This window comes from Bradyrhizobium sp. SHOUNA76 (assembly GCF_023006445.1).
Taxonomy (GTDB): domain Bacteria; phylum Pseudomonadota; class Alphaproteobacteria; order Rhizobiales; family Xanthobacteraceae; genus Bradyrhizobium.
Genome location: NZ_JALBHA010000013.1, coordinates 32,327 through 48,488, shown reverse-complemented (window position 1 = coordinate 48,488; position 16,162 = coordinate 32,327). Strand labels below are relative to the sequence as shown.

General features: G+C 58.8%; 19 protein-coding genes, 1 tRNA gene and 2 pseudogenes. 13 read left to right on the top strand and 9 right to left on the bottom strand.

Annotated features, from left to right (window positions below; all coding sequences use genetic code 11):
- A pseudogene (locus MOV74_RS03750) lies at positions 1 to 292 on the top strand (hypothetical protein); the annotation flags it as partial.
- 167 nt (positions 293 to 459) lie between these two features.
- Positions 460 to 535 (top strand) — tRNA-Lys (locus tag MOV74_RS03745).
- Positions 536 to 596: 61 nt separating this feature from the next.
- Here the strand turns inward: MOV74_RS03745 and MOV74_RS03740 are convergent.
- Entirely contained in the window at positions 597 to 1,619 is a 1,023-nt protein-coding gene (locus MOV74_RS03740) for a site-specific integrase (protein ID WP_246918039.1), read from the bottom strand.
- Positions 1,620 to 2,720: 1,101 nt separating this feature from the next.
- Here MOV74_RS03740 and MOV74_RS03735 point away from each other — a divergent pair.
- A pseudogene (locus MOV74_RS03735) lies at positions 2,721 to 4,734 on the top strand (ParB/RepB/Spo0J family partition protein).
- 705 nt (positions 4,735 to 5,439) lie between these two features.
- The gene (locus tag MOV74_RS03730) at positions 5,440 to 5,751 is read left to right on the top strand and encodes a DUF736 domain-containing protein (RefSeq protein WP_246918037.1); all 312 of its coding nucleotides are present in this window, start codon (positions 5,440 to 5,442) and stop codon (positions 5,749 to 5,751) included.
- Between the two features lie 2,419 nt (positions 5,752 to 8,170).
- Here MOV74_RS03730 and MOV74_RS03725 read toward each other — a convergent pair.
- A complete protein-coding gene (locus tag MOV74_RS03725; protein ID WP_246918035.1) occupies positions 8,171 to 8,599 on the bottom strand; it encodes a hypothetical protein in 429 nt (142 codons plus the stop codon).
- A 69-nt stretch (positions 8,600 to 8,668) separates the two neighbouring features.
- On the opposite strand from MOV74_RS03725, the gene MOV74_RS03720 reads away from it, so the two are divergent.
- Complete coding sequence (locus MOV74_RS03720) at positions 8,669 to 8,878, top strand: helix-turn-helix domain-containing protein (protein ID WP_074131412.1); 210 nt, start codon at positions 8,669 to 8,671, stop codon at positions 8,876 to 8,878.
- An 847-nt stretch (positions 8,879 to 9,725) separates the two neighbouring features.
- On the opposite strand, the gene MOV74_RS03715 is transcribed toward MOV74_RS03720, so the two are convergent.
- Positions 9,726 to 9,914, bottom strand: a complete 189-nt coding sequence (locus MOV74_RS03715; RefSeq protein ID WP_246918033.1) for a DUF3072 domain-containing protein — start codon at positions 9,912 to 9,914, stop codon at positions 9,726 to 9,728.
- A gap of 86 nt (positions 9,915 to 10,000) precedes the next feature.
- Between MOV74_RS03715 and MOV74_RS03710 the strand changes: the two genes are divergently transcribed.
- Positions 10,001 to 10,234 carry a hypothetical protein gene (locus MOV74_RS03710; RefSeq protein ID WP_246918031.1) on the top strand — a complete coding sequence of 78 codons (234 nt, stop codon included), beginning with the start codon at positions 10,001 to 10,003 and terminating at the stop codon, positions 10,232 to 10,234.
- A gap of 228 nt (positions 10,235 to 10,462) precedes the next feature.
- The gene (locus MOV74_RS03705; protein WP_246918029.1) at positions 10,463 to 11,071 is read left to right on the top strand and encodes a hypothetical protein; all 609 of its coding nucleotides are present in this window, start codon (positions 10,463 to 10,465) and stop codon (positions 11,069 to 11,071) included.
- Here the strand turns inward: MOV74_RS03705 and MOV74_RS03700 are convergent.
- Genes MOV74_RS03700 through MOV74_RS03690 form a run of 3 tightly spaced genes read right to left on the bottom strand, consistent with a single transcriptional unit; the run spans position 11,068 to position 11,978 of the window.
- Positions 11,068 to 11,292, bottom strand: coding sequence for a hypothetical protein (locus tag MOV74_RS03700; RefSeq protein WP_246918027.1), 225 nt, complete (start codon positions 11,290 to 11,292; stop codon positions 11,068 to 11,070). The genes MOV74_RS03705 and MOV74_RS03700 overlap by 4 nt on opposite strands.
- A complete protein-coding gene (locus tag MOV74_RS03695) occupies positions 11,293 to 11,634 on the bottom strand; it encodes a hypothetical protein (protein WP_246918025.1) in 342 nt (113 codons plus the stop codon).
- 26 nt (positions 11,635 to 11,660) lie between these two features.
- Complete coding sequence (locus MOV74_RS03690; RefSeq protein WP_246918023.1) at positions 11,661 to 11,978, bottom strand: hypothetical protein; 318 nt, start codon at positions 11,976 to 11,978, stop codon at positions 11,661 to 11,663.
- A 155-nt stretch (positions 11,979 to 12,133) separates the two neighbouring features.
- Between MOV74_RS03690 and MOV74_RS03685 the strand changes: the two genes are divergently transcribed.
- Positions 12,134 to 12,688 carry a hypothetical protein gene (locus MOV74_RS03685; RefSeq protein ID WP_246918022.1) on the top strand — a complete coding sequence of 185 codons (555 nt, stop codon included), beginning with the start codon at positions 12,134 to 12,136 and terminating at the stop codon, positions 12,686 to 12,688.
- Here the strand turns inward: MOV74_RS03685 and MOV74_RS03680 are convergent.
- From MOV74_RS03680 to MOV74_RS03670, 3 genes are all read right to left on the bottom strand, one after another.
- Positions 12,685 to 12,972 (bottom strand): hypothetical protein, encoded by a 288-nt coding sequence (locus MOV74_RS03680; RefSeq protein ID WP_246918019.1) that lies wholly within the window; start codon positions 12,970 to 12,972, stop codon positions 12,685 to 12,687. The genes MOV74_RS03685 and MOV74_RS03680 overlap by 4 nt on opposite strands.
- Before the next feature lie 229 nt (positions 12,973 to 13,201).
- Positions 13,202 to 13,357 carry a hypothetical protein gene (locus tag MOV74_RS03675; protein ID WP_246918016.1) on the bottom strand — a complete coding sequence of 52 codons (156 nt, stop codon included), beginning with the start codon at positions 13,355 to 13,357 and terminating at the stop codon, positions 13,202 to 13,204.
- A gap of 47 nt (positions 13,358 to 13,404) precedes the next feature.
- Positions 13,405 to 13,593, bottom strand: a complete 189-nt coding sequence (locus MOV74_RS03670) for a hypothetical protein (protein ID WP_246918014.1) — start codon at positions 13,591 to 13,593, stop codon at positions 13,405 to 13,407.
- 208 nt (positions 13,594 to 13,801) lie between these two features.
- Here MOV74_RS03670 and MOV74_RS03665 point away from each other — a divergent pair, with 208 nt between their 5' ends.
- The 5 genes from MOV74_RS03665 to MOV74_RS03645 all read left to right on the top strand — a co-directional run bounded on the left by MOV74_RS03665 (position 13,802) and on the right by MOV74_RS03645 (position 15,763).
- Positions 13,802 to 14,266: a hypothetical protein gene (locus MOV74_RS03665; protein ID WP_246918012.1), complete on the top strand. Its 465-nt coding sequence runs from the start codon at positions 13,802 to 13,804 to the stop codon at positions 14,264 to 14,266.
- An 82-nt stretch (positions 14,267 to 14,348) separates the two neighbouring features.
- Positions 14,349 to 14,945, top strand: a complete 597-nt coding sequence (locus tag MOV74_RS03660; protein WP_309486777.1) for a helix-turn-helix domain-containing protein — start codon at positions 14,349 to 14,351, stop codon at positions 14,943 to 14,945.
- A 77-nt stretch (positions 14,946 to 15,022) separates the two neighbouring features.
- Complete coding sequence (locus MOV74_RS03655) at positions 15,023 to 15,169, top strand: hypothetical protein (protein ID WP_246918010.1); 147 nt, start codon at positions 15,023 to 15,025, stop codon at positions 15,167 to 15,169.
- A gap of 59 nt (positions 15,170 to 15,228) precedes the next feature.
- Complete coding sequence (locus tag MOV74_RS03650) at positions 15,229 to 15,384, top strand: hypothetical protein (protein ID WP_246918008.1); 156 nt, start codon at positions 15,229 to 15,231, stop codon at positions 15,382 to 15,384.
- 217 nt (positions 15,385 to 15,601) lie between these two features.
- Positions 15,602 to 15,763: a hypothetical protein gene (locus MOV74_RS03645; protein ID WP_246918007.1), complete on the top strand. Its 162-nt coding sequence runs from the start codon at positions 15,602 to 15,604 to the stop codon at positions 15,761 to 15,763.
- Positions 15,764 to 16,162 lie beyond the last annotated feature (399 nt).

The following is a 16,162-nucleotide window of genomic DNA, read 5'->3' as shown; positions in this document are numbered from 1 at the left end:
CGAGGATCCGATCGCCCGCCTGCGCCAGCGCGCCGAGGACATGGGCGCCAGCTCCGCGGCCCTGAAGAAGATCGCCGATGCCGCCGATCCGCTCTACAAGACCCTGGACGAGGGCCAGAAACGGCGCCTCGCCGTGCTGACCCGCCACCGCGGCCCGTTCGGCGGCGGCGAGGACGGCCCGCTGCACCGCCACTTCATGGACCGGATGATGGAGCGCGGCATGGACCATTTTCACCACGACCGTTTCGAGCGCGACAGCGGTCCGGACCGCGACCGCGAAGGCCGGCTCTGAGCCATCAGGGATTCTGCCACGATTAACCTTGGCGAAGCCGCTGGAATCCAGCGGCTTTTCGCTTTTCCGGGCCTGTGGAAGAACCTTGGAAAACTTGTGTCCGATCGCTTGCCAGACCCGGATCGCTTTGCTAAACGACCGGCCTCGCAAGGCTTTGACCGGCCTTCGGGCGCATAGCTCAGTTGGTAGAGCAGCTGACTCTTAATCAGCGGGTCCCAGGTTCGAGCCCTGGTGCGCCCACCAAATAAATCAAGCACTTAAGATCTGGCTTGGTAGAGTAAGCGACCTCATTTTACAGGTCGTTTTACAGTTTTGTTCTCGCTTCGAGCTTGAGCACCGCAGCTTCGGCGAGCTGAATGTCGCGGCCTAGATAGTGCGCATCCAGAATGGCCTCGACGTCCTTTAGCGAGTGGCCGGTCACAGCCGCGATCTGCGGCACGCTCGCGCCAGCAATCGCCAGCCGAACCACCGCGGTGCCTCTCAGATCGTGAAACGTCAGGTCGCCAATGCCCGCCCGTTCGCAGGCCTTTGCCCACGACGACCGAAAACCATCCGACGTCCAGGGCCGGCCGAGCGTATTTGTCAGGATCAGAGGTCCACGGCGCTTCGTGGTGTCGAGCAAGGCTCTCAAGGGAGTGCCAGCAGGCATCACCACGCGCCGCCCGCCTTTCGACTGGCGGAGACGAATGTGAGGACTCTCATAGGCTGACCACGGCAAGCGCAAGAGGTCGCCTTGTCGTTGACCGCTCCACAAAGCCAAGATCAGCGCCAGCCTGATCTCTTCGGATGCAACCGATAGAACTGCGGCAATGTCCTGTTCGGTCCAGATCTTGTCCCGCCGGTCTGCGGCGTAGAGCCGACCTCCGCGCTCGCAAGGATTGCTGGCGATAATGCCCCGATCTTTCGCGAAAGACAGAATGCGCGCCAGCACCGTCCAGGCAAGATCTGCTTTGCGCGGCGTGTTGGCGTATTTGTCGCGCCAGCTTTTGAAATCGCCACGAATCCTGCGATCGGCGAGAGCGGCGATCGGCAGATCAGCGAATTCATCTTCGATGAGCTTGATGTATCTGAGGTAGTCACGGCGGGTGGACACAGCGATCTTGGTAAATTCCGGTGCCGTCTTGTATCGCGCGATGATTGACATGAAGGTGCCAGCGCGGGGCTGCCGAAGATTCGAATGTGCCTCTTGGTATTGCTGGACAAAGTCAGGCGTACCCGGTTCTGCTTTGATCTGGGGGCCGCCACGATAGGCGTAATAGTACGTCTTTGGTTCGCCGCTTGAGAGCGTCACCTTTACTTTATGAATGCCTTTGAGATTGACGCGCACGCTTCGCTCTCCACTCGTCCAGGGCAGATGTCGCAACGTCGGAAGTTTGAGTGCTGGGTAACCCGCTCAGCGAGTCTAACGCGAGATCAATCGCTTTCAAGTCCCATCGCGATGTGCCGGAAAGAGCAGAGGGTAATCTTCCGATCTTTACCCACCTCGAGAAAGTGTTAACGGACAGACCACAGTATGAGGCAGCCTGGTCACGCGACACCAGGCGCTGGCCAATGCTGCTCCGAACAAACTCCATCCGAACGATCCAGTCGTGACAGCATCACGCCAAGGCACTTGGAAGATCGCACTTTCGTCGGCCGGCGCAACTGCAAGCAGCGGCATTGAGATCAAGCTGCCGCCTTGTAGGAAAGCGATCGGGCAAGGAGGATCAAGCCCGATCAGGCGGCTCACATTGTCTTGAGATGCGACGAAATCGTTCGAAGGCCGAAGGTGGAATTTGGATCAGCTCACTCTTCCGCCGCTGTCTTATTGATTTTGATTTAGGTGCGTGCGGCTGTCGCCACAGCGGGCTCTCGTGAACCGAGTCGCCTCGCGTCTCGGCCTTCGGCTTCGATCCCTCACGCAAGCAGATATAATGTGTCGCTCGCCGGAGGCACTCGCACGAAGGGCTGCCGCTTCGCGGCACCGCTATCACTGCCCGTCGCGCGGGTGCCTCGTTAACCGGTCTCGCGACTGCACTCGGTCCCGGGTCCCGCCGCGTACCGCGTCGGCGCTATGCTGACCCTCCTGCGGGTGCCTCTTTTGATTCTCTCACTCTTGCCTTGTTCTCACCTGCGCTGACTTGCTCAATATTCCAACGCTTGAGATCTAAGGGGCGCCGCCCCTCGCGCGCGCCAGGGTAAAGCGCCGGCTGGCGCCGGCGCCGACCCGAGCGGTCTCCCCGGTCTTCCGCGCTTCGCTCATCCTGTCGACTTTGACTGCATGCCACACACGCTTGTGCAGACCCGCTTCTTGCGAGCGGCCCTTGCGGGCGGGTGATCCCCCTCCGCTCGGGTCGCCCTGGCACTTGCTACCCCCGGTCTCGCCGACGGGCAGGGGTGCAGGCGCGTAGTGCGCCTTGCACCCATGGAAGCAAAAGGAAGAATGATCATGTCGGCCAAATCGGTTGAAATCGTTCCCGCGAGCGGGACGGAGGTTCTCATTCCGCTCAACAAGCTGAAGAAATCCCCGAACAATGCGCGCAAAGTGCCGCATAGCGAGGCGGCGATTGAGGGGTATGCGGCGAGTATCGCCGCCAAGGGTATCCTGCAGAATCTGGTGGTTGAGCCCGAGCTGGACGGAGAGGGAACGGCCACGGGGTTCTATTTGGTGACCATCGGCGAGGGCAGACGGCTTGCCCAGCTGCTGCGGGTGAAAGAGAAGGAGATAAAGAAGACTGAGCCGATCCGCTGCATCGTCGACACCACGAATGACCCCCACGAGATCAGCTTGGACGAGAATGTCACCCGACAAAACATGCATCCCGCCGACCAGTTCGAGGCGTTCAGGAAGCTCGCGGACGAGCGTGGTTTCGGCCCGGAGGAGATCGCCGGGCGCTTTGGGGTGACGGCTCACGTGGTGCGGCAACGGCTGAGATTGGCGGCGGTTTCCCCCAAACTGATCCAGCTCTATCGCGACGGCGACCTGACCCTAGAGCAGTTGATGGCCTTTGCCATCACCGACGATCAGACCCGTCAGGAAAGCGTCCATGAGCGCCTGTCCTACGACCGCGATGCCGGCACCATCCGTCGTCTCCTCACCGAAACTCATGTCGCGGCCACGGAGCGCCGGGCGCGGTTTGTTGGGCTGGCGGCTTATGTGGAGGCGGGCGGAACGATCCTGCGCGACCTCTTCACCGAGGATAGTGGCGGCTATCTCGAAGATGTTGCGTTGCTCGATCTCTTGGTGACGGCACGGCTCGGTCGCGAGGCGGACGCCTTGCGGGCGGCCGAGGGATGGAAGTGGACCGAGCCCCATCTCGACTTCCCGCATGCCCACGGTATGCGCCGCGCCTACCCGCATCCGGTCGAGCTTTCAGCCGAGGATCGGTCCGCCCTTCATGCGCTCCAGACCGAGTTCGACTGGCTGACCGAACAGCATCAAACGGCTGACGAACTGCCTGATGAGGTGGATGCCCGGTTCGGTGAATTGGAGACCCAAATCGAGCAGCTAGAGGCGAAACGGCAGGGCTACGATCTCAGTGATGTCGCGCGCGGCGGCGCGTTCGTGATCCTCAATCACGACGGTACTATCAGGATCGAGCGCGGTTTCATTCGCCCCGAGGACGACAAATCACATCCCGAAGCCGGGCAGGAAGGGGACGCTCAGGCCTCGGGAGAGGAGAGCGAAGGGGACAATCAGGCCCCACGGGACGGTGAAACAGAGGACGCAGAAGACGAGGAGGAAGAGGAAGAACAGAGGCTGTCCGACACGCTCGTTCGTGACCTCACCGCGCACCGTACCTTGGGGCTGCGTCTCAATTTGGGTGAGCAGCCTGATGTCGCCATTGTGGTAGTCACCCACGCACTCGCCGCGCAAATTTTCTATGTCGGGGCCAATGCCCAGGTGGTCGGCATCCAACCCGTAAAGACGGATTTGGCGACGCATGCGGTCGGCATCGAAGATACGCCGGCTGGGAAAACGTGGTCGGATCGTCATGCCAATTGGGCGAGGCAAATGCCCCGGGACGTCGCCAAGCTGTGGGACTTTGTGGTCGAACTCGACCACGACAGCCGCATGGCGCTGTTCGCCCATTGTACAGCATTGACGGTCAATGCGGTCAAATTGCCGTTTGACCTTAGGCCGCGCGCGTTGGCAGCGGCTAGCCGTTTGGCCGGAGCCGTCGCCCTCGACATGCCCCCGATTCTGGCGGCCGACCGTGCGGAATTATCTCGGCCGGGTTACCAAGGCGGGCATCCTTGACGCCGTCCGCGAAGGCGTTAGCGAGGAGGCCGCCGAACGCATCTCCGCAATGAAAAAGGTCGAGATGGCGGCCGCCGCCGAGCAGTTGCTGACGGCAACCGACTGGTTGCCGCCGTTGCTGCGCACGGCCAAAACGAAGGATCGGGCCGGTGCGCCGGACAAGGCGGAAGGCCGTGATTTCCGCTCGCAAGCAGCGGAGTAAGAGATGAGCCGGGGGTCGAGGCGGCCCCGGCAAGCGTCAAATTCGGGCCGCGCACCTGACGGTGCGCGGCCCGCTAATCGAGGCGACGCGTGCGATGACGCTCGCCAGCCCGTCTCCAAAAGCGGGCCACGATCCGTCCGATCTGCGCGGCTGGCAGCGACCTATGAGGCTGTGCCGCGCCCTCCTTTTGCAGCGGCGAAGCGATCGGATTGGGGACCGGATGATGTCCAGATCTCGCGTATTCAAAGCGCAATCGCGCGAACAATTCTGGTCGGCGCCGTCGTTTCCCAGTCTGAAAATGCGGTCGGGTTCGCTTGGTTTGTTCGGTTTGCCGTGCTCGCGATGGATGCGCGGACGTCGCTTCTTTTTGATCGATCCACGCCGTTTTCCGATGCTGCACTGGGCGTTGGTAGCCACGATAATCGCCGTCAGTTCGGTCATGGCTCGCGTCCAACGCATCCACGAATGGCTCATCGGGCCCGAGGGACGGCAAGAGCCTCGATCGCCTTCCCGCAACAGCTCACGCCTGCTTTTTTCCCCTGCCGCCAAGCGGCGGCATTCCTCGCGCAAGACACAAAAGCAGGCTTTCGCCGTCCTCCGCTGCGCTGCGGGCCCAAGGGCTGCGGGCCGATCGCTCCCCGGGCCAAGGATCGCCATCGAGGCTGCGATGGGCGCGGCCCGAGCAACAGACGGACGGAGATCACCATGGCGACCATCGGCACTTTCACCGCTTCGGACAACGGCTACACCGGCTCGATCAAGACGCTGACGTTGAACATCAAGGCCAAGTTCACGGCCTCCGAGAAGGACAACGACAAGGCTCCCGACTACCGGATTTTCGCTGGATCCACCGAATTTGGCGCCGCCTGGAAGAAGACCGTCCGCGACAGCGACCGCGAATATCTCTCGGTCAAGCTTGACGATCCGAGCTTCCCGGCTCCGATCTACGCCTCGCTAGTTAAAGTCGAAGGCGAGGAGGGTTTCAGCCTGATCTGGTCGCGCCGCAACGGCGATTGACCCCGAGGATCATCGGCCCCGCCTCCTCGAGGCGGGGCTTTTTTGCGTTCCCTGCCCGCTTTGAAGGACGGCAGAAGGGCATTTTCTTCCCTCGAAAGGAAGGCGCGTAGCCACGGATTCGTGGCGCAACTTAAAGCCGGTTCGAGGCGCCGAGTTGGGAATGAATTAAGCTCGCGGCTGCGCTTTCCGTCGGGCGGTTCGTGAACTCAATCGCCGTCTCCGCGGCCGATTGATCGCGCCAAATTCGACTTGAGGACCGCGCCTTGGATGCGAAACTGAGCCGCTTTGCCGTCGAGATAATCGGCTCTGCATCGCGGAGAACTCGAGTTCGCGCATACATCGAATCGCGGTCGAAGCGCCGCTTTGCGGGGCGACTGGTGCTCCGCGGCAAGGCCTGGCAACTTCGCCCGAAGGGCACGATACCCTGCTTGTGGCGCTACGACCTATGGCGGCCGTCCCCCACCCGAAACCCTCGCACGCTTCCTTTTTCCCCGCCGGCAGGCCGGCTCCTCGCGGTCGCTTCGCTGCAAAAAAAAGAGCGGGCTCAGGTGCTCCGCTGCGCTTCGCCCCAAGGGTTGGGATGTGGTCCGGCCGCCATGACGGTCTCGCCATCGCAGGGCATCGGCACCTTGCGGCAACGAAGGAGACAGACCATGACCGCGATCGGATTCGTCACCCGCACAACTTACGGCGGCTTAAGGGGGCAGCTCATATTGCGCCGGTTCGCGCCGACATCGACATCGTGCCGAACCGCGACAAGTCCGGCGATAACCCAGCAGATTTCCGCATATTCTCCCAGGGACTTGAGATCGGAATCCGGTCGGATTCTGAGCGGCGAGAACTACGGAAGGGACTACATCAGCCTATCACTCGCAGCACCCGGCCTTGGGGTCCGCAAGCTCTGCGCAAACCTTGGTCGAACGATTGGCCTTAACAGCGACGGCATTCTTCGTGATCTGGAATCCTGTCGATAGGTCGAAATGGTGGGCTCTCGCGCATCGCGCGGGAGCCCATTTTTCTGTCTCGGATACAAGATTCTGGATATCGCCGACTGTTGCAAGAGCGCCCACAACTGGGTGCGCGCAGAAGGGTGAGGGTGGCTGAACAGCCTGCGAGACATCTCATTTCTATCGATGAACGCTCTCGCACGCTGTGGAATTTGCTTGGTGCCAAGGTCGTTTCCGTGGCTTTTTCTCTTCGTTCAGATACCGAAAATCGCTCCATCGTCATTGGTATTTGCGCCATTCCATGGAGAGCTCAGAGGCTGGAATTGATGGCTTAGAAGCGTGTCGAGCGCTCGATTTTTGTACGAATAGCGTGCTGATGGCGTACGGGCGATGCCTTCGGCCCGCGCTCTACTCGTCGCTTTGCTCCTCACCGAGCCACCCTACGGGTGTCTCGGCCCTTCGGGTAACGATCGCTATCGCAAAAGAGAGGAAAGCAAAAAAAGCAGGGGGAGTGAGGGCAAGATAAAAGCACTGGCACCACGGGATGGCTAAGTGGTTGTCTGCACATCCAAGGGTTGGAGATACCGAGGGCCGCGATGTCACCAATCGGGATTTAAGGCATTGTTGGCGTTTGCCGATCGCATCAGCAAACTGGCGATGGTTCGTTGACTTGAAATATTCGCGATCGTCTCAGACAGGAGCCGCGTCACGCGTGGTGTCGACGAGGACGAATCGAAGCGAAGGGTCGGGTGGATCGACAACCGCCAGCGATGCAATTGGATATATTCGGCACGTTGGCAGCCACAGAGCCACAGAGCAGGCCGGGGTTACGACTGATCGCGCGTCGAACTTCTCTGACGGTCGCGTTGGCAGCCGATGCGCACCAGATGCGGCGCTCGCCGGGCGGTGGATGACCAGGGGTGATCGAGGTGCGCCTCGGGGCACCAAGGCGTCGCGCGCGAGGGTAAGCCAGCCAGGCGAACTCTACGCCGCCACGCGAGATCGGGTCGGCGGCAAGGCATTCCCCGACCGCCAGCAATTCCGGTTCATCGTTGCGCTTGTGGGCCGCGCGGAGATCACCGATCAGAGGCAGTCATCCGCGACCTGATGCAATAAATGGAGGAAGGCCTCGGCAACAGGCTCGACTCGACTGGGGCGCTGCGGATCACTTCAACATCGGTCACGCGAACAGCCGTGTTGTGCTCCCCCGACAGGGATGACGCGAGACATGATCTCGTGATTGCCATCGACTTCGCCCAGAGTTTGCGGGCGCGGGGTGGCGGACCGTCCATGGCGTGGCTGGACCGAAAATCAGGATCAAGGTCGGTCGCAAGCGCAGAAGATCACAGCCGGAGCAGTTCATACTCCTCAATGAGCTATAGAGCGCAAAGCGGTGATGGGCGGTTCACGCACACACATATCTGCCACTCCGCCGCTAACGGGTTCCGGGGGACTTCCAGAACGGGATCGTCTTACGCCGAGATCGACGCCGTGAGCCCTTCTGCATGCATGGCGGCGAGCGCAGCCCTAACCCGCTGGATGGAAACCTCGAGCTCATGGAGCAAGCTCTTCAGTTCGCGCGGGCTGGCCTCCTCCATGCGCAGGTTGTCGACGTGCAAGGTTTCTTCAATCAGTTGGACCACGGATGTTTCTTCAGAACTGCGGCCAAGCGCGCCGTGATCGTTTGCAATTTCAGCCTCGGCGACGACCTTTCCATCGGTCGTCACTCGAACCGAGGTCTTCAATCGAACGAACTTGGCGACCGTCGAAGCCGGGATTTCAACAATTGCGAGCGGAGCGCCTGTTCGCTTGCAACGGTATCCGAAACGGAACACATCGCCCGCGTCCCCGGCGCATTGATGTCCAGGTAATTCAACGAAGGGTTCAAGATCAGCCAACACGCGCGGCTCTCCTTTTTGTTGAGTATACTCAATTGATGAGTTTACTCAACAAGAAGCATCTCGCCTTCGATGGACGAGATGAAGCAAATCGTTGCTCGGAATCTGCGGCGGGTTCGCCACGAAAGAAAGTTGAGCCAAGAAGAGCTCTCTTTTCGGGCAAAAGTGGACCGGAGCTATATCAGTCAGCTTGAGACCGGCAGTTACAGCGCGTCAGTTACAATGTTGGGAAAGCTCGCCAAAGCGCTTGGCGTCGACGTCAGTGAATTGTTGAAGCGGTAGTGGGAGTGGTCGTTCATTCGTGCGTTATCGTGTGGAGATAACGCATTTATCTTATCCTCCTGAGAACATTCAGCGATTTAGTTACGCCCTGGGCGGGTCGGGGCAGTAAATAGCAGCAAAATGCAGTGAAGGGCAGCGTTTGCGTGCGGATTGCGTGCGGGTCTGTTCTGCGGTCGTTCGCACCCTGCCCTTTGTGCTGGCCAGACTTTCAATGCCTCTTACGCGAAGACCGTCATGATGACCTCGCAATCTGCAGCAGATGGGTGAGAGGGTGGACTCGAACCACCAACCGGTCGTCGCCGCGCCTGCCAACACTCTCACCATACGCGAACTCGCGAATCCTGCTCCGACGTCTGAATCTCGTCAATGCTCACGTGTCGTACGTGCATAACTCGGAGTTCCTATTGAAGTCGGGATTCCGCTTCGGGTATCAAACCCTCATTGGCCAGCGATGGCTTCAAGAGCTCAGAGAGGCACCGGGGGGCCGCGGTTCTGAGAAAATTAAAACCTACTCTCCCGGTGTCGGCTGGTGCGTGGAACTCTCTGCCCGATGGGCCGCACGCATAAAGTTGGAGTAAGAGCGTGCTCGCTTCTTTCGCCTACGAAGCCGGCAAGGCGGATGGCTCGACGGTTCGCTTCAAGCTGAAACTATCCTTCGGGTGGTCTCTGCTTAGCCGAATCTTCGGGCCTTAAGTCTGGAAAGGGTCTGCCTTCGGGCAGACCCTTTTTCCTTTTGGGTCGCTGGGTCGAGACCCGAAAGGTGCCCGTGGTCGCCCGTGTCTGTTGGAGAGCCACTGACCCAGCCATCGGGTGGGCGGGGTTCTTCAATAGCGCTTCGGCGAGGCGGCTAATCCTCCAGTTCTACTTTGTGCTTGAGCTTGTCGATGAGTTCGGATGCATCAGCCTTGGTCTCGGGCTTGGGAACCGGCCTGTGGGCCTGCTCGACGAGGATCTTGAGGCAGGAAGCCTGGGCGCTGGTCACGGGGTCGTCGCTGGAAACCCAGTCTTTCGGGTGCTTTTGGATGTCGTCTGCCATCTGAATCTCCTTTTCCCATCAACGTCAGACTCGACTCTTCGTTCCGTTTTTGTTCTGGTGATGGCTTCCGTGATTTTGGTGAGGCCATGCCAGACATCGACCTCGTTCGTCGGGAAATCGAGCACATGCGCGTCCAGGTCGGGCGCCAGCGTAAAGAGATCCTCCAGCTTCAGCGGGGCAGGGATATCCACGGCATCGGCCGAATACTGCTGGAGCGGATGCTCACCAAGATCGACACCCTTTGCGAGCAGAGGGACGCTCTCAAGAAAGCCGAGCCGGGCCCCAACGCTCGCCGAGTGCTGGGAGCCCGGAAGCGGTAGCCCTCAGGTATCACTCCGACGAGCCCAACCTTTCTCCCTTCCTCAAGGCGTTGGACGAGGTCTGCCGCCTGGCTACGCGAGAATGGTGGTGCCGCGCACACGTCGAAGCCATCATGGTTGCGATTGACCAATACGCTAAAGCTGCAACGGGCAACCGCGAGTATTTCCTGAACAAGCCATATTCAATTGGTGGTAGTAGGAAGGGAGATATTCCTTGAGTGACCGGCGATGGCAAAGAAGGGCCGAAAAGCACAGCGGCGTAGAAAGCAACGGCGACGGGCGGCAACCCCGCTCGACCGTATGCACAGGGAGCTGGGTAATTTCCTGACTGAGATGGGGCGGCTTGAGTTTTCGATGCTGCTCCTAGGGGAAATGATATCCGAGGAGCCGCTTGAATATCTGTTCGAAGACTACGCCGAGCGGACGTTTGGAAGGAAGATTCAGTGGTTCGAAGAGCGCTGCAACGCATCAGAAGCGCTCGAAGAATACAAGACCGAGCTCACACGCCTTTACGCGGATATGCGGGCGCTAAAGACAAAGCGCAATTACCTTGTCCATGGCGAGGCCTATCAGGCGTCCTTCAAAGGTCGACCGATTGCACCGTATCGGGTTGGCGTTACACCCGACAACGTGGAGTACCTGGACGATTTCGACCACCAGAAGCATGGCGACAATGTCTTCAGCATTGAACAGGTAAAGGCAACGACGGCCGAGTGCGTAAAGCTAAAGGACCAGGTCGTTAGAATTCGCGCCGAACTGATTGCCAACGCAGAGCCATATGAAGAAGAGCAGGGCGAAGATAACTGGCCTCCGCCCGCGGCGGCTAAAGCAGGTTAGACAATCGCATCTACGTTCGGCGCGCTTTCGACCTCACGACTTGAAACGGCGCGGTACTCGGGTTCACCGTAAGGCTCCCAACCGGTCAGGGTGTTGGTCTTGGCCTTGTCCACGGCCGCGTCCGCGCCCTCGTGGACGAAGATGTGGGGGTAGCACGCTAGGTCAGCCCTGCGGACGCGCTTGAATGTCACTTCGACCTCGGTGAGGATAATGCGGGGCATCTACTTGCCCTCCGCTTTGGCGAGAGCGGCATGCTCGACTTTCAACCGAGCTTCACCAGGAAGCCCCCACGCATCCATAAGCTCTTTATGGCTTTCCTTGGTGTAGATGTCAGGGCTTGTATTCACTAGACGTGATATTGCGCGTTCTGCTGCCATATTGGCGGCCACCAACTCATCATGCGCATTAACGCATTTGACGATATGGGCGGCGTTGGCTTGCTGCTCACCGCTGGCATTGATGCGGTCGTCGGTGATACAGTCGGCTACCTCAAACTCTGATGGCGAGTTGGTTACGATTTGAGCGTTGCCATTTTCTTTCCAGGTCGTAGGTGTGTGTCCCACATTTCTATCTTCTCTTATCGTTTGTCTTAGAAATCAATTTCATTGTCGTGCTCGGGCCGAAAGCTCTCGGCGTCCAGCTCTTCTTCGTCCTCGTCGGTGACTTCGAGCGTGACCACATGGCCGAACATGTCGGCAAAATGCTGTGCGGCTTCGCGTGCCTCGTCGATGTCGAGCTTCTCGTCTACCTTGCCGACGAACTCGGGAACGTTGCGCTCGTCCAGTACCGCGCGGGCTTCGGGTCCGAAGCATGTTCGACAGGGTGGTAGGGCCAATGTTCTTGATGCACAGTCGTATCTTTCGTTCGCGAGACAAGCATGAGTCATGCCTCGAATCTCGTCAAACAAAAAGTGCATGTCGATGTAGAAGGGTGCTTAAGCAAGCAGCAAAAGGGGCCGGACTGTTTTGCGAACGATCGGCCCCCGATGCGCGTACTATGACGCAGCGCCATCACGCGCACAGGTCTTGAATCTTGTCAAGCAAGCAGCCTATTTGATAGCCGATGGACAACTACCCGAAACATCTCACGCCGCCGAAGGATGAATTTGGCGCCGTCGATCTGAATAAGTTCCCAGAATGGTGGGCGAGCGCGAAAGAGCACTTCTCTTCGGTTCCCGAGAACACCGCTCAGTTTTGGATACATGAGAACTGGGGGCGATCCCCGTACCGATACCTCAGGTCCAAGAACTACAAGTTTGAGCGCGTGCAGTGGCCGTCAGAGCGACTCTTCGAGTTGCGGACCGAGTGGGGCAACTTCGACGCAACGCTGCGGGAAAACATCGAGGATGGCGACTACACGTGCCACAATGACGAGCTTGGTGAGATTCACGAGCTCCCGCGATACATGATGGACAACAGGAGCTTTCCGCAACCCATCGTCATCCTTGATAACCGCGACGGTCATCTTAAGCGGGAGTACCGCGGCGCTGCAGACGTTCCAGCCGGCTACATCCTGATAGAGGGGCACAAGCGGTTGAATATCGCGGCATACCTGCAGACGACTGGCAAATTCGGCTCGACCTTCGACGCTTGGCTGATGACGAAAATCCCGGCCTAGGCGGCCGGGACGGTTTCGATTGGCGCCATGATCCGGCGGCTAAGGGGTAGGAGGGTCGGGCAGAACGACGCCACCCGGAAATCCATCTCCTCGTAGAGACGTGCCCAGAGATGGCGGCACATCTCGACCTGGTCGGGCGTCGGTTTCGCTCCTTCGAGCTGAACCGATACCGGCCTGTCAGGGGACAGGAGGTGGAGATTCATCTTGGCCTGGCCGTCGTCGAAGATGATGACCCCACCTCGCCATGGATGCTCGACACATTCGAACTTGACCGAGTAGGTCATGACTTCTTCTCCAGCCATAGCGTGGGTGTGGGCTTCCTCCGATACGTCACCGAGATGTAATTCCCCGCGGTGACATAGCTGATTGCTTCGTACCCTTCGCACTTCAAGCAGAAGGGCAGGACATCCTCGTAAGGACTGCCGCACTTCGAGCATTACTTCATGGGGTCTCCTTGCCCGCGTTCTCCCGCCGCTGCGAGAGGCACAGCGGGGCACATCGGGGTTTGAGATTTCAGCGGAAGAGGTCGAACTTGGGAGGATCGACGATGCCGTTGTCCGACTTGAACTTGGCGGTCGTCATGTCCTCGGAAGCCCACGGGAAGTGGAGAAGCCCACACGTCGGGCAGCGAGAGTTCTCCGGTTCGGGGCCCTCTCTTGTCCACTGCATGAGGCGATCCCCTGTGCAGCGGTACCAATGGCGATGCATGTTGGCCATCAGTCGGGCTCGATCGGTTCGTCAGCGTAGTAGTTGCTGTCGGTCAGAACCTCCGGCCGGTAGTCAGAGAGTTTCTCGTCCTCGCACTTCGGGCAGACCCTTGCGAGAGGAATACCGCGGGCATCGTTTGCCCAGCGTGAGAGAAGCCCCGAACCACAAGGGCAGGGGCGAGCGTTGTCGATCGCCATCTGCGTCTCCGTTTTCAGGTTTTGAAGGACAAACCCGACTAGCGGGGTGAGCTCGCAACGTCGCGGTTTATCAGATTAGGTCGCCCCATAAAGCCCAGGCACAACCGGCTTCCTCGCCGCTTCCTTTGGGCAAAGCTCGCCGCAAAGCTCAGTGAGTCCGTGCCCGACAAGGCGCACGGGGGAACGCTTTTAGATTTTCTGGCAGTGAATGAATCTTGCGCTGGTTCCGATACTTCGTAAAGTCGAAACGCTTTTTGGGGAGGCGGCTTTGAGCACCGTAGCTTTCTTACTTCACGCGCTGGTGTATTCAGCCGTGGGGGTCTGCACCGTACTTTTTTATTGCATCATCTATTTTGACCGGCAGTGGGCTCACGAAATCGGCTCACAGTTTACTTGGAAACACCGGCTCATCGTTCTGCCGGCGATGCTGGGCACCGGCATTTGCGTTTATTGCGGCACCGTCCATGCTCTGTCGTGGATGCCGCGCTCCTGGAATTACCTCGACTATGGAAGCGCGTCTTTTCCCGAGTATCTCGGGTGGGTGGTTGGAGGTAACGCTGCATTTTTGTTGCCTTATGCGGCCTTAAGCGCCGCCGGAAAACATGCAGAGCTAGAGCTGGAAGTCAGAGATTTGTGGGAGCGGCTTCGCAAGGCGGAACGAGCAGGAAAATAGATCGAGCGGATTATTTGAGCGAAGCGGTTGAAGTATACGATTTGCACCCGCAGTCTGTTTTCAAGGGGCCGCATTCCAGTCGGTGCGGCTCCGGCGAGACTATCGACTGGCGCAACGAAAGACTGGAGCAATCAAACACGTATGGAGCTGGCGGCAAGCCATTTGGGAATCCCAATTAGCCGCAACCACAAAAATAGTCCTACAGGCGTTGGCTAGCCACCTCAATGACATGGGCGAACCAATGTTTCCAAGCCAAGCTCGCCGGGCGCGCATGTGCTCGCTATCGGAGCGCGCAGTAATCACCCACCTTCATGTTGCGGAACAATTCGGCTGGATTGCGCCACGCAAGCGCGACCTCAAGAGCAGCAAATGGGCTGCAAACGAATCCGTCGCGACTTGGCCGAATGGGGTGAACGATCTTCAGCTCAGGGGTGAACCACGTTCACGCGCTGAGGTGAATGACGTTCATGGTAATATTCCAGTTGAAGTATCCAATGAACAAATACCGTGCGGGTTTGGAAAATTCTGGGAAGCCTATCCCCACAAGGTCGGGAAGAAGGCCTGCGAGCAAAAGTGGAAGAGCAGGGGCCTCGACAAACACCTCACTGCAATCCCGGCCGGCCTTGAACGTTGGAAAGCCTCTGACCGCTGGAAGCGAGGCTACGTGCTCGACCCCTGACCGTTATCAACCAGGAGCGTTGGAACGATGAGCCGCCGGCTGCTCCTTCTGCGCCGTCTAAGCCGGGTGAGATGCGTGTGCGTGAGACGACTGATGCTGAGCGAGATGATGCTCGCTTTAATCGGGAGATGATGCGCTTGCGTCGTTTGCCTGAGAATGTACGTAAGTCTGATGATGAGATTGCGAAGCTTGCTCATGATGCGCTGTATGTCAGCGCGGCATGAACACGATTCCCAATACGCCAGCGTCTCATGTATGCTTCGGCTCTAACGGAGGAAGCGCCATGGGCAAGTTCAAATTTCGGATGGGTTCTGGAGGCATTCACAACATCGTCGAGCGTTCGCCGGAGGATATTGCTGAGCGCAAGCGCCAGTCAGCCTTGCGCCGTGAAGCGAAGCGTAAGCTCAAGAAGATGAACCAAGGAGAGCAAGATGTGTGAGATTTCAATATCGAGATGACTTGTGCTGGCACCGCCGTTTCGCCTGGTGGCCGGTATTGGCGGTAGATGTCAAACATTCGGATGGCTGGGGGCAGGGCGGAGCCGCGCCAATCGGCAAGATGAAATGGGTTTGGCTTGAATTCGTCGAGTGTAGGCTGATCGCAAGAGAGCGGCCCGACAAACGAGGATCGGAGCTTAGGCCGGTCTATCGCTACCGATGAGCAAGCCCAGCGTCGCCGAGAACCAATACTTTGACCAGCTCGGCATCTGGCTACATGGGCCATGGATGTTCGATGGCGCCGAGGCGGGCGGAGTGGCTGCGACAGGTTTTGGCGCGAATCACCCGATCATCGCAATTCTTCATCGCTACGGAATGTAGATTCCTACCAACACGAATGTAGATATCAATCCGCAAGTCGGCAGTGCCAATTCGCAATGTCATCGCAAAATATTCCGATACGCATATTCTGGGCTCGAAATCGGGAATTATTTGCGTTTATCCCCACTTACCCCCTTGCGCGTGAGTCACGCTTTCGGCCACATATTTCTGCCCCCGGCAAATCAGCTCTGAATTTCCTCAATGGAGAGCTGTGCCATGTCCTCAAGATCCCGTGATGTTCACTCTTGGCAAAACACCGCGCCCCGTTTGACCGACAAGAGGTCGGTCAGTCAGCGGACGATTGCAGGACTGAACCAGTGCCAAAGCGTGCACCGTTTTTCTCTTGCCTGTCAGGCAAATCGTTGGGCACAAATAACTCGCCCCCGAAAGGCCAGCTCT